Origin of the sequence: Corynebacterium testudinoris (assembly GCF_001021045.1) — a bacterium.
Lineage (GTDB): Bacteria > Actinomycetota > Actinomycetes > Mycobacteriales > Mycobacteriaceae > Corynebacterium > Corynebacterium testudinoris.
In genome coordinates, this window is record NZ_CP011545.1 from 1,395,172 (window position 1) to 1,407,964 (window position 12,793).

A 12,793-nucleotide genomic window follows, 5' to 3' on the forward strand; every position below is an offset into this window, starting at 1 on the left:
GTCACCTCATGACGACACACGACCCGGCCTCGCATATTCGAGGCACCACCCCGGCCCGCGCACTCATTGTCGGCTCGGCCGCGATGTTCACCGACATGCTCGTGCACGGCCTGGCCGTGCCCGTGCTCCCATTGCTCCCCGCCGTGGTCGAGCAGGGGCCAGCCGCCACCGGCATCCTCTTCGCCTCCTACGCGGTCGCGATGATCGTCGCGACGCTGTTCGCCGGGCGCATCGTCGACCGGCACGGCCCGAAGACCCCGCTCCTGATCGGCCTGGTCGGGCTTGCCGCTGCAACCCTGTTGTTCGCCACCGGTGGCCCCTACTGGTTACTCCTTGTCGCTCGCTTGGCACAGGGCATCGCAGGCGGCATGTCCTGGGTTGCCGCGCTCTCCCTGATCGCAGCAACGACGAGCTTCGAGAAGCGTGGTCAGGCGATGGGGATCGCCATCTCCAGCCTCACACTCGGCGTGCTGCTCGGCCCGCCACTTGCCGGGTTCATGGTCGAACACCTCGGCACCGCCTCCCCGTTCCTGCTCGCCACCGGAATCGCCTTGGCTGACGGGGTGCTGCGCATCGTCCTCGTCAAAGGCTCTCCACGGGTCACCGACGACACCGCAGGCCCGCTCGCGGTGCTACGGGTGCCTGGCTCGTTCTCTATCGTCCTCGCCATCGCTATCGGCGCGGGTGCGCTCTCCGCCATCGAACCCGTGCTGCCCGTGCATCTCGGGGCCGGGTCGCTCATCATTGGCCTGCTCTTCGGGCTCGCCTCGCTCGCGGCGATCATCGCCAATCCCATTGTCGGGAAGTACGTTGCCACGGCATCGCCGAGGGTCCTCATCGGTTCCGGTGTTGCCGCTGCCGCCGCTTCTCTGCTGGTCATCGGCTGGGCCGGTGAACTGTGGCAGACCTGCGTCGGTATGGGGCTTCTCGGCGTCTCCTCGGCGCTGTTGCTGGCCCCGGCGACCACGCTCATCAGCGAGCAGGGGTTCCGGTCGAGCCCACCGACCCTCGGCGGATCGTTCGCGCTCTACAACTTCGCCTACGCAGGTGGGCTGGCGCTCGGGCCGCTCCTGGCCGGGTTCGGGGTACAGCGAACAGGCTTCGCCGCGACGATGACTTTCGGCGCAGTCCTCTTCCTCGCCGTTGGCTCAATAGCCCTGATACGGCTCCCAAGACGACAGCACGAAGGAGCACATAGCAACTGACCGAACCCGGACTCGGGGGGCGCGCTTCGTTCGATGACATTGGGCAGGACGCGCCCCCGCGCAGTAGGCTGAGAACCGCAGAAACAAGCCGAGCGAGACGTGACTACTTTTGCTCCCCTACGGGGTGCCCGCCTCGGCGTAATAGCGGGTCAACGGAGTCGACAGCGACCGGTCACCAGGGTCTGCTGCACGATCAGGTGACAACCGAGCAGCCTAATCAGATGGTTGGGCTGGAAGGATGTACACCGTGACCAAGCCCTATCCCAAAGAGTTCCGCGATGACGTTGTCCGTGTCGCACGGAATCGTGAGCCCGGTGTCGAGCTCTCCCAGATCGCCAAGGACTTCGGGGTCCACTTCACTACCCTGTACTCGTGGCTGAAGAAGGCTGACCTCGAGGACGGTGAAGTGTTGGGCTCGACTCAGGTTCAGTCGGCTGAACTGCGCGACGCCAAGAAGAGGATCCGTCTCTTGGAGCAGGAGAACGAGGTCCTCCGCCGTGCCGCGGCGTATCTCTCGCAGGCCAATCTGCCGGGAAAATGATGTACCCGCTCGTTCGTGAGTTGGCCGTGGACGGTGTCCCCGTCACGGTGACGTGTCGGGTGCTCAATCTTGCTCGCCAGCCCTACTACCGGTGGCTGGCGGACCCGATCACCGATGCAGAGCTGAATGAGGCTTACCGTGCCAATGCCCTGTTCGACGCCCACCGGGATGATCCCGAGTTCGGCTACCGCTATTTGGTGGATGAGGCCCGCGATCTCGGTCAACCGATGGCAGCGCGCACTGCGTGGCGGATCTGCTCAGACAACCGCTGGTGGTCGGTGTTCGGGAAGAAACGCGGCAAGAACGGTAAGAAGCCCGGTCCACCGGTCCACGATGACCTCTGCGCCGTCACCGATGAGGAGGGCAGAACCCGGCACGAGTTCAAGGCCGATGGCGCGAACGAATTGTGGATCGGCGATATCACCGAGCACTGGACCAATGAGGGCAAGCTCTACCTCTGTGCGTTCAAGGATGTCTACTCCAACCGGATCGTGGGGTACTCGATCGATTCGCGGATGAAGTCCCGCCTAGCCGTGGCTGCCCTCAACAACGCGGTCGCCCGCCGCGGCGACGTGGCCGGCTGCGTGGTCCACACCGACCGCGGGTCTCAGTTCCGTAGCCGGAAATTCGTGCGCGCTCTGGGCATTCACGACATGACCGGATCCATGGGCCGCGTCGGTGCGTGCGGGGACAACGCAGCCATGGAGAGCTTCTTCGCACTCCTGCAGAAGAACGTCCTCGACCGCCGCGCATGGGCCAGCCGAGAAGAGCTCCGGATCGCCATCGTTACCTGGATCGAGAGGACCTACCACCGACGCCGCAGACAGGACCGCCTAGGCCGCTTGACCCCGATCGAGTTCGAGACAATCATGACCACACCAGCCGATCAGGCTGCGTGACTAACCACTGTCACCTGATCGTGCAGCAGACCCGTAGAGAACAGTGCGGGTCTTTGGAATGACAACGTTCCGCAGCCTGAGGAAACCTGCCTGCCGGAGGAGGGGGAGGAAACAACTTACTTCTAAAATTGTGTTACCGGGAAGTTGTCAGAGAAGCCAGTAAGTCAGGCCTGCTTTCATTGACTATCGCCAACGTTGATAGTGAACTAGTACTTCGTCCCGGTGTTTCACCAGAGCCTGATCAAGGCTTGTCTCTTCCGGTAGAAGTTTCTCCCAGACATCCGGACTGTGACGGGTGAGCCGGCGACGAAAATCCACTTCTCCTTGTCGAACCCCCTCTTGCGTTCGAGAAATATCGAAGAGATATTCCCCAGTTAGAGCCCTGACCCAGGTGCTGTCCCCCGGGCGGGTCAACTCCTGGAGCAGCCCGAACCGATACTCGAATTCATGATAGACACTGGTGAAACTTTCTTTAAGGGGGACCACGTCGGCGAAGTAATCCTCCATGACTTCCTTGAACAAGCGGCTGACGGGGTAGATGTACTGAGCGCCGTCCCACCTAGGAAAACCTTTGATGAGCCGTTCATTAGTGAAGCTCGAGTAGTGGAGGAGCTGGGAGGCGGGCAGGGGCTCCAGAGATCGAGGCTGGTCGGAACCCTCGACCTCAGTGGCGGCGCGAATGAAAAGACCGTCACGGCCGCGCAGGCCGGTAGTAACACCGACGGCCGCTAGGGCGATGAAGGCAGGGACCAACCGGCTACCTGCTAACACTTCTTGGTACCTCTCCAGGGACGTGGTACCGGCAGTAACCAGTCGCTGGAGCACATCAATCCACAGCTGATCGTGCTCCCCTTGATCATCGTGCCAAATACCCGTGATCAACAGCGCTGCGAGCTGGTCCATTGCCCTGAAGTGATCTTCGTAGACTTTTTGGAGGAGTTCGAAGGAGACATCCCCGCTCGTAGGTTGATCTTCGATTTTCTGGATGACATCGTCCGTTGCCTGCATCACCAGGTCGTACAGGTCAATCCGATGCACGGGGTCTGGGAGATAACGCTTCAATCGGGCAACAGCCATGGCCGTGGACAAGGGAGGATGTGCCAAACGTTCTAGAGCCTGCACGTTTTCGTATAGCTCTCCGAAGAGGGAGTTGGCGTCATTTGCAGGGATAATAGTTCCGCTTCTTGCCTCTAGCAGACGTCGGGCGTTGTCGCCTCTATTGCTGCGGTTATCCCAGTACAGCGGGTACCGGCGGTTGGGGGCTTTTTCCAAGCACGAGACCAGGGCAGTGTCCCAGTCTGCGGACCATCCCGAGATCACCAGACCGTATTCATCAAAGACCTGGTCAAGCAGCCTTGTCCACTCTTCAGGGTAATCCTCGAGCTCTTCGGGAGTGTTTCTGCTTCCTAGATCCAGGTAGTCCCCGTGAAGCTTGATCACGGTGGCCTGGCTATGAGCGAGCGGCGCCATGCCTTTGACCGCATCGGGATGAGCGATAACCCGAGGAGAAATACCGATCTCTTGGAGAGCGGTTTCAGTGAGACGATCAAAGTTAGTCGTCACCACCACCCGGACGTAACCGTCTTTCACCAACTGGGCAACGGCTCGATGAGCTGGGCTCGGTTGTTTGAGTCCCTGGTCTTTTTCATCCGAGCTTGGCTCGAAGAACTCCTGGAGTAGGCCTTGGCGGGCTGCTGAGGTGGGGGCGAGCTGCTCAAGAAGGGTGGCGTACCCGAGCTCTCCTTCACCATGGTCTTTCCACCACTTCTCGGGGTCTTCTCGGGCAGCGTCTGCTGCGGTGGGATCGGCTGGGTTGGAGGCTGCGGCTACTCTTCCCACCAGTTCTTTAATGATGCCCCAGCCAGTAGGTATCCCCGCCCCCGTGGAAACCCCCGACCCCAGTAATACCGCGTACATCCCGGGCTGCGCGTGCAGGGAGGTTGCCAAGATCGCGAGGGGAGAAAGGACACCGTTTCCATTCAGAGTAGCCACACGTTTGATCTTGCCACAGTCACCTCGGTAGCTATCTTGCCAGGTGGCGGACGGTTTGAAGCCTGGCTGATTTCCTCTCTGCCTGCCGAATTACCGTTTAACGGTCACAAGAGGTTTTTCCTTATGGCGCAAAAATGTTATACTCAGTCCATCATGATCAGCCCGCTCGCCACCTCGGTGGCTCGGGCTGATTTTCATTTTTGCGGAGACTCCTAATGGTTCAGTATCAAAAACCCTGGCTCAGCGTGGAAGAACAGGTCCAGAAGCTAGCAAGCCGGAATCTCGAGGTCGGCGACACCGCCCAGGCTATCGACGCGCTTACCAGGGTGGGCTATTACCGCTTGACTGGATACCTGCACCCTTTCCGCCAGAAAACGGTTGAGACCAAGGGCGACGGCACGACCAAGGTCACCTTGTTGAGCTCGTATGAGCCCGGCACAACCCTCGACCAGGTGATGGCCCTCATTGATTACGATCGCCGCCTCCGGTTGCTGATGCTTGATGCCGTCGAGCGGATCGAGATTTCGGTGCGCATGCGTATCGGCTACACCCTGGGCAAGAAGTCACCGTTCGCCCATCTTGACAGTTCCACCTTTGAGGAAAATTTCGTACGCCGGTACAAGCATGGTGAGTGGGTTGCCAGGGCCCAGGAGAGTCATCGACGCTCCCACGAACTGTTCGTCCAACACTTTGAGGACGTATACGACGGACAATTACCGATTTGGGCATTGACGGAGCTGCTTGAACTCGGCCAGCTCTCGGTCCTCTATGGCGGTTTTCAACGAGAGCTCGCTACCGAACTGGCCAAGGGCTACGGGGTGCCTACGAAAAAGCATTTCCGCAGCTGGCTAGCCAGCATTAATGACGTACGTAATTTCTCCGCCCATCATGCCCGGTTGTTCAACCGCAAACTCATCCACGCCCCGAAACGCCCCAAGGCCGACACTATTGCACTGTTAGATCATCTCAAGGAACCTGGTTCTTCGAAAGGCGGATTCGGGCTTTACAATACCGTCGCCATCATGGCCTACCTGCTCTACAATATTGAGCCGGACACCTCCTGGCCGCGGCAGTTGGTCGAACTTGTCGAGCAATTCCCTGCCACTGAGCATATCGGAATCGAGTCCATGGGCTTTCCCTCCGATTGGAAAGACTTGGAGCTGTGGGTCAAGGCTTTTCCCACGTCCTAAGGTCGTGGGCGTTATCTTCCACGGGGCTGCTGCAAACTCACATTATGGGCTAAATTCGTGGAATTACCATCCTTCATGCGCTGCACGCGAAGCGATAGCAAGTACGCAGACATTTCTGTTTTCCACAGCACCCGTTCAAGGGGCTGGAAACTGTACACTCGTGCCCCAACCCCACACAGCAGTGGAGTTTCCTGACGAATACGTCACCGAGAAACACCTTCTACCCGAGGAGCACCCCGTGGCACGCCGCGAAATTACCCAGTACTTTGACGACATCGACGGCACCCCCCTGACCGATGACCAGGTACACACCGTCCGATTCAGTGTCGACGGCTCCGATTACATCATGGACCTCTCCGAGGACAACGCCACCCGATTCCTGGAGCTGCTCGCCCCCTACGTTAAGGCTGCCCAACCCGCCCCGGCGGCACGGAAGTCACGCACCCGAGCTACGGGTGGGGCGAAGCGTTTGAACTCCCGCCGGATCCGTCAATGGGCGCAGGAGCAGAACATTGAGGTGTCTGATCGGGGCACTATCCCCAAGCACATAATCGAGGCCTACAACGAGGCGCACTCTTCCTAGAGTCCTGCCTCGTATTCTTCCTCGCTAATAAGTTTCAGGGTGCCGTTGCCACGACCCCTGGAATCCGCTAGTCCTCCGCTTCCGAGAGCTCCTCGAGCTCATCCTCAGAAAGGAAGGAGGCAAGGATTTTTTCGATTTTCTTCACTTCGTCAATCACCTCAACACTCGCTGTACCTGCGTTGATCCGACCCCAAAGCCACAATAACTTATCCAAATGATCCGCCTGCAAGTTGGTTATTGTCGGCAGTCTCCGAGTGGCCTTACCTAGGTTCGCATCATTAATTGGTTCTTTGAGGTGTGTGGCGTACGTATTTATAAATTCACCGAAGCCTGTCAAGGTGCCCCTGAATTTCTGCCACTTTTCAGGGTTTTCCGACAGGTATTTCTCTACCTTATGCAGAATTTCATCATCTTTATCGCTTGTGCCCCCTTGTATAGTGCGGTCCCTCGACCAACTTCCATTATCTCCCTGAACTTTTGCGCCAAACTCAACGACTGCAGGGGCTTTAGTTATTGGGTCTTTTACCGCATGAAGACTCGGGCCAAAGTGATTTTTTGACCATTCATCCTTGGTGAAGAGCTCCGTTAAAATCCGGAGCCCCGAAGCCTCCGAAGGTGCTCGGCCGCCACGCTCAATCGCCCTTATTGTCCCGTCTGCTAAGTCCACTCGGGAAGCTAGTTCGGCGACAGAAAGTCCTCGATCTTGTCGGGTGGTCTGAATCGTCCGGCCAAACCACTTCCGGCCAGGCTCATCATCGTTAGCTACCAGCCAAGTTTCTTTTGGCTCAGCTTCCAGCCATTTCCTATTGCTCATGGCACCCACCCTACACGGACGAACGAAGCTGTTACAAGTAGTGCTTGCTACTGTTGTAGCTTTGTGGCAAGGTGGGGTCTAGCAGGAATATTGTCCTGTCATATCTTGCACATCCTGCTTTGGAGGAACGGTAATGAAACTATTAAATGACTTCGCCGACAAGGTGAAGCGAGAGAAGCTGCTCAAAGATTTCACTCTCGTGTTCAATAACCTTGGAGAAATAACGGCCGTGTTTCTCTCCCGTGCCAAAGGAAATGGCCTCGTCCGGGGGAAATGACAGCCTGTTTGTGGCCTGTGCGCTACTGCGTGTGGCAACGCAGCGAGCATGCGGGCTTAGGGGCCGCGTTAAGGCCTTCGGGCATCTCGTTTTCAGTACCTGCCTGAAGTGTCCGTTACTTTTCAGAATGCCTCGGTATTGACGACTACCCCCTTGCCCTCTCGGGAAGGGTCATGGCCCCGGGCACGACAAGTCGAAGGTGCTGTTGCAAAGTTCGGGCGACAGGAAGACCTGCGTGAAATAATCACAGCCATGGGCATCTTCTCCGGTCGTCATTTCCCCCGTGAAATCATCCTGTGGGCGGTCCGGTGGTACTGCCGCTACGGGCTCAGCTACCGCGATCTGGAAGAAATGATGACCGAACGCGGCGTACCGGTCGATCACAGCACCATCTACCGCTGGGTCCAGAAATATGCTCCTGAGCTGGACAAGCAGACCCGGTGGTACCGACAAGTCCCGGATTGGCGGGCCCGGTCCTGGCGGGTGGACGAGACCTATATCCGGGTCGGGGGAAAGTGGTGCTACCTCTATCGGGCCATCACCGCGGGCGGGCATACCCTGGATTTTTACCTGTCCCCAAAGCGTAACGTCGCCGCAGCGAAGCGTTTCCTGGCCAAGACCCTGAGGTCGAACACGATAACCGGGTTCCCGCGGGTGATCAACACCGATAAAGCACCCTCCCTGGCCAGGGCAATCGCCGAGTTGAAGTCAGAGGGAATCTGTCCGCAGACCGTGGAACACCGGCAGGTGAAATACCTCAATAACGTCATTGAAGGAGATCATGGGCGGCTGAAACGGATCCTCGGACCGAAGGGGGCGTTCAAAAACCGGACCTCGGCGTACCGGACGTTGAAAGGGATGGAAGCGATGCACTCATTACGGAAAGGCCAGGGCGCGATGTTTGCCTACGGGCAACCGAATCCGGATGCGGTGATCGTCAGCCGGGGGTTCGAGGCTGCCTGAGAACGCCGACCCGCAGCGAGCATCAGAGGATGAAGACTGGGTCGTCACGGCTCTCCGCCTGAAGTTTGCAACAGCACCGCATCGGTTCCGTCGGGGGCTCGCTGAGCCATTTCACGCCGATACTCACTCAGAGCTGGTTCTGCTTCAGTCCGCCATGTTTCGTCGGTATCTTGATGCAGGAAGGCATCGATATTGCTTAACACGTCCTCGGCACCCTGCGAGTTCTCGCGACCGAAACGGATTTCCGCCTGTAGTTCGGAGTCTAGCGCGTCAGTGACCTCTGGCCGAGTAAGGTAGCGCGATAGATCGGATCCCAATACAAGTACGATGGCGGTGTCTTCAGGACCGCGTGTACACCGACCTGCACCCTGTATGACTCGCGTCCGCACGCGAGAGGCAAGCGCAGCACCCGCGCGCGCACGAGATTGAAGAAACCGCTCTTGCAGGTTGTCCTGGTCTGGGACTCCGTCAAGCCCGACGAGACGGCAGGAATCCCCTGGGAGGTCGAGGCCGTCATATCGGGCTGCGAGACCGCAAATGCCGTGATCAAGTTCGGCAAACGGCGCAATGCTGTCCGCCACATGATCAAGTCCCAACACCGGCCAACCTGGCTGAGCGAGCGCTCGGGCGGTACCCATTGCGGTGTCAGTACGCGGAGCAAGGACAAGTGCTTTACCGGCAGCTTGAACAATCGAACGACTCAGCTCGGTCGCATCGACATCCTCGACGAGCTCGGGAAAAACGAAAAAGCGTCGCCCATAGCGAGGAGCAGTACTTTCGTCAGGTTGCTGGAGACGGAGAATGCTCATGCGTCCGAAGGCTCGCTCTAACTCGCCGTCTTCGCCCAACGTGGCTGACAAATAGACACGTTGCCTGGCGTCGGAAAACAGATGGTTCTGGTGAGTCGGAGGAATATACGGTCGAATGAGGATACCGGAATAAGCCACATAGACGAGGCAGGAAGCCAGGCCTGCGCGAATCATCGAAAAGCGGTAGCTGTGGGGTGCGGAAAAAGAGTTGAGGACGCTGTCCAGCTTGGCGACCATGTCGGGTTGGCGCAGGGGCACAACCATCTGGACGTCTTTGCCGATACCAGGATCAGGCTGATTGCTACGTAGACGCTCGAGGAAAACTCCATCAAGAGCTGGGGCAATCACGTCTAGAACCGCCGTGTACTCTGCGGTAGCCTCCCATCGGTTCAAGCCGACACTATAAGCCTCGCCTACATACTGTTCCCCAGCGTGCGCGTCGTCGAAAAGAATTAGATCAGCGTCTGCTAGCTGAGGATTGCTATTGAAGATACTGCTGTAGGTAGTGACGGCGATCGCCTCGGCGGCTTCATACGCGGCGTGTTCTGTTGAAGGCCAGTCAGCATGTCGTCCGACGAGCAAGGATGTGTTTATGCCTTCACGGTATGCGGCAGCAGCAACTTGGTGTGCTAACTGCTGAGTCGGGCATGCGTAAATTACTCGCGCACGCCTCTTTCGTCGCGTCCATTCAGCAATGAGCAGTCCCGCCAAGGTCTTGCCAGTACCTGTCGGGAGCTCTAAGGCCACATCCGGTTCATTGGCTGAAGACGTGAAGGTCTTAAGCATCTCGGACTGATGAGCCCAGAGACCGGGAACAGCCCCGGGCCGGCGGGGAAGATCCCGATACAGTTCGCCAGGGGTCTCGTAGTTTGCTCGACTTGTATTAGTTCGAACGAATGCCATCTGCGGGCTCCTCATTCTTAACGAAAATGTCAACACCTACCGATCATCATTATCTCCTATCCGAGTGGAGTAGGGGCAACGTGCGGGGTCGGGCAGTTCTCTAGTACTACAGTCGCCTAAGCCTGGATCCACCGATGTGATTTTGGGGTAGCGGCGTGGGAAAAAGAGAAATACCCTTCTGAACTGGGATAATACGACTTGTCGAAGGTCTATATTCCCCATCCAGGAGGGCATCTCTCAGGTGCAACTATCTCACACTCCCGCGGCACTCTCTATTTCATTCGATGACCCCAACCTCGTGTCGGCCGCCGGCTTGGTCCCAGCCATGCGCCTGGCCGACACTGCTGGCCTGTCGACCCTGGCACAGCACAGGATGAGTATCGCAGGCGACAAGGGTGCCAACGCCGGGGCGAAGATCACCTCCCTGGTCGCCGGCATGGTCGCCGGTGCCGACTCGATTGACGACATGGACCTGTTGCGCCACGGCGGCATGAACCGACTCTTTACCCGGATCTACGCGCCGTCGACCCTGGGATCCTTCCTCCGGGCCTTCACCTTCGGGCACGTGCGCCAGTTGGATGCCGTGGCCTCCCGCTTCCTGATCAACCTGGCTGACCAGTCACCGGGCCTGGTACCCGCACCCCCAGCTGCCACCAGCGGGTATGTCTTCGTCGATGTCGACGACACCATCATCGAAGTCCACGGCCACCAGAAACAAGGCGCCGGCTTCGGCTACTCCGGTGTTCGTGGGCTCAATGCTCTGCTGGCGACGGTCACCACGACAGAGTCTGCCCCGGTGGTCGTAGCCCAGCGCCTGCGCCGAGGGTCCTGTGGTTCGGCGCGTGGGGCAGGCCGGTTGATTGCCGATGCCATCACCACCACCCGACGCCTACCCGCCATGGCCCAGCAGAAAATCCTCGTACGCGCGGACTCCGCTTTCTACGGCCGGCCCAGCATCCACGCAGCACTCACCGCCGGTGCTGATGTGTCCATCACCGCGCGGATGACGCCCAACATCCAGAACGCGATTGCCACGATCCCGGACACGTCCTGGGAAACAATTGAGTACACCGACGCGCTCTTTGATGAGGACACCCAGACCTGGATCTCCTCAGCGGAAGTCGCGGAAGTCCCCTTCATCGCGTTTGCGTCGAAGAAGGCAGCTGATCAGGTTCCCGGTCGGCTGGTGGTGCGCCGGATCCCGGAGTTGAACAAGAAGAATATCGATCAGCCGGGCCTGTTTGATCTGCACCGCTTCCACGCGGTATTCACCACCGCCGACCCAGACCTGCTGGGTACCGTGGCCGCGGACAAGACCCACCGGCAGCATGCGGTCATCGAGCAGGTCAACGCCGATCTGAAGAACAGTGCGCTGGCGCATATGCCTTCAGGTGTGTTCACCGCGAACGCGGCGTGGTTGGTGGTGGCGGTCATGGCCTTCAACCTCACCAGGGCTGCCGGGACCATCGCGGCCGGGGCACTGGCCAGGGCTACGACTGCGACGATCCGGCGTCGGATCGTCATGGTGGCGGCCCGCATTGCTCGTAGGGCACGACGGTTGGTCCTGCACCTACCGCAGGGCTGGAAATGGGAGCCGCAGTGGCGGAAGCTGTTCGAGCACGGTCACTCGCCACCGGCTGTTGTTTCTTCCTGACCACCTGAGCCGAAACCCTCCGGCCCGAGCCGACCTACCAATTCGTGGAACAACCAGACGACGACGTGATCTGGGGATCATTCCTGCCCGAAAATCTTGGTGGTGCCCGCAGCCGAAATCAACCGATCACCGAAAGACCATCGGCGGATCCAGGCTAAGCCAAGGGTTCTCTTCATGATGAGTAACTATCCTGAACCAAATCTCAGTTGCTACGTCGATTGGATCGTTTTCGATCGATCTTGGGGTACCTTCTCTGAGTCGTGCGCTACTCGTGCCGAGGCGTTTGAGCTTGCCGAGAGCTCAGGGGGAGGCCGTATTTACCGCCGGCAGTGGGTGGAGGAACGGCCCGTTTCTGAACGAGCTTGACATCATCCTCGACCCATTTGGGTGGTGCACGTGATCGGATTGACTTGAATAGACGGTAGGTCCTGCAAGCCTGAGTTCCCCGAACGACGAAGGTCGTGACCGGGAAACTGTACCGGTCGGCTCTATACAGATAGCGCTTTCCCGCAGTACAGCACGTTAAGGGCGACGTACATTGACCCCCATGTAGTCGCGCACTACAACACTACAAGACTACAAAGTAGCAGGTCATGGGGTAGCAACCGCGAAATTGACCCTTGCGCCTGAGGAGGGAGGGCCCTACCGTAATCGGTGACAGCCGACTTACAGCGATGTGATTCGACTGTCACCGGAGACGAGGAGACAACCATGGCTGAACTGATCGAAATCCCGGCCGCCCTGTACGGCAGAGGGACGAAGCGTGTCGTCCCCGTCGACAGCACGGTGCGCCTGGATGTCAAGATCCCGGCAACGCTGATGCGAGGGCTAATGGTGGAGTCGAACGAAACCGGAGTCCCCCTGACCAAAATTGTTGAGCGTCGCCTCAGTGCAACCACGGAAACCAAGTGACAAAAGTGATAGAGGAGACCATCGCGACACAAGAATAATTATCGGCCCGAT

10 protein-coding genes are annotated in these 12,793 nt (G+C 58.7%); 7 read left to right on the forward strand and 3 right to left on the reverse strand.

The genetic code is table 11. The features are described from left to right. The first annotated feature begins 8 nt into the window (after positions 1-8). Positions 9-1,205, forward strand: coding sequence for an MFS transporter (locus tag CTEST_RS06735; RefSeq protein ID WP_047253092.1), 1,197 nt, complete (start codon positions 9-11; stop codon positions 1,203-1,205). Between the two features lie 247 nt (positions 1,206-1,452). Next, a protein-coding gene (locus CTEST_RS06745; protein ID WP_407919233.1) for an IS3 family transposase occupies positions 1,453-2,645 on the forward strand; the annotation gives its coding sequence in 2 pieces (ribosomal slippage) (positions 1,453-1,737 and positions 1,740-2,645; 1,191 coding nt in all). 183 nt (positions 2,646-2,828) lie between these two features. Here the strand turns inward: CTEST_RS06745 and CTEST_RS06750 are convergent. Next, positions 2,829-4,637: an SIR2 family protein gene (locus CTEST_RS06750; RefSeq protein WP_052844320.1), complete on the reverse strand. Its 1,809-nt coding sequence runs from the start codon at positions 4,635-4,637 to the stop codon at positions 2,829-2,831. Between the two features lie 245 nt (positions 4,638-4,882). On the opposite strand from CTEST_RS06750, the gene CTEST_RS06755 reads away from it, so the two are divergent. Next, complete coding sequence (locus CTEST_RS06755; protein ID WP_236686052.1) at positions 4,883-5,827, forward strand: Abi family protein; 945 nt, start codon at positions 4,883-4,885, stop codon at positions 5,825-5,827. Between the two features lie 238 nt (positions 5,828-6,065). Continuing rightward, on the forward strand, positions 6,066-6,410 hold the full coding sequence (locus CTEST_RS06760; RefSeq protein ID WP_047254283.1) for a histone-like nucleoid-structuring protein Lsr2: 345 nt from the start codon (positions 6,066-6,068) through the stop codon (positions 6,408-6,410). 67 nt (positions 6,411-6,477) lie between these two features. On the opposite strand, the gene CTEST_RS06765 is transcribed toward CTEST_RS06760, so the two are convergent. Further along, positions 6,478-7,224, reverse strand: a complete 747-nt coding sequence (locus tag CTEST_RS06765; RefSeq protein WP_144413240.1) for a helix-turn-helix domain-containing protein — start codon at positions 7,222-7,224, stop codon at positions 6,478-6,480. Between the two features lie 529 nt (positions 7,225-7,753). On the opposite strand from CTEST_RS06765, the gene CTEST_RS06770 reads away from it, so the two are divergent. Beyond that, positions 7,754-8,464, forward strand: a complete 711-nt coding sequence (locus CTEST_RS06770) for an IS6-like element ISCef5 family transposase (RefSeq protein ID WP_047253095.1) — start codon at positions 7,754-7,756, stop codon at positions 8,462-8,464. A 44-nt stretch (positions 8,465-8,508) separates the two neighbouring features. Here the strand turns inward: CTEST_RS06770 and CTEST_RS06775 are convergent, their stop codons facing one another. Next, positions 8,509-10,176 carry a DEAD/DEAH box helicase gene (locus CTEST_RS06775; RefSeq protein ID WP_236686053.1) on the reverse strand — a complete coding sequence of 556 codons (1,668 nt, stop codon included), beginning with the start codon at positions 10,174-10,176 and terminating at the stop codon, positions 8,509-8,511. A 241-nt stretch (positions 10,177-10,417) separates the two neighbouring features. Here CTEST_RS06775 and CTEST_RS06780 point away from each other — a divergent pair, with 241 nt between their 5' ends. Both CTEST_RS06780 and CTEST_RS06785 read left to right on the forward strand, forming a co-directional pair. Further along, positions 10,418-11,830 carry an IS1380-like element ISCli1 family transposase gene (locus CTEST_RS06780; protein ID WP_083985432.1) on the forward strand — a complete coding sequence of 471 codons (1,413 nt, stop codon included), beginning with the start codon at positions 10,418-10,420 and terminating at the stop codon, positions 11,828-11,830. Between the two features lie 711 nt (positions 11,831-12,541). Next, positions 12,542-12,742, forward strand: coding sequence for a hypothetical protein (locus CTEST_RS06785; protein ID WP_047253096.1), 201 nt, complete (start codon positions 12,542-12,544; stop codon positions 12,740-12,742). Positions 12,743-12,793: the final 51 nt, after the last annotated feature.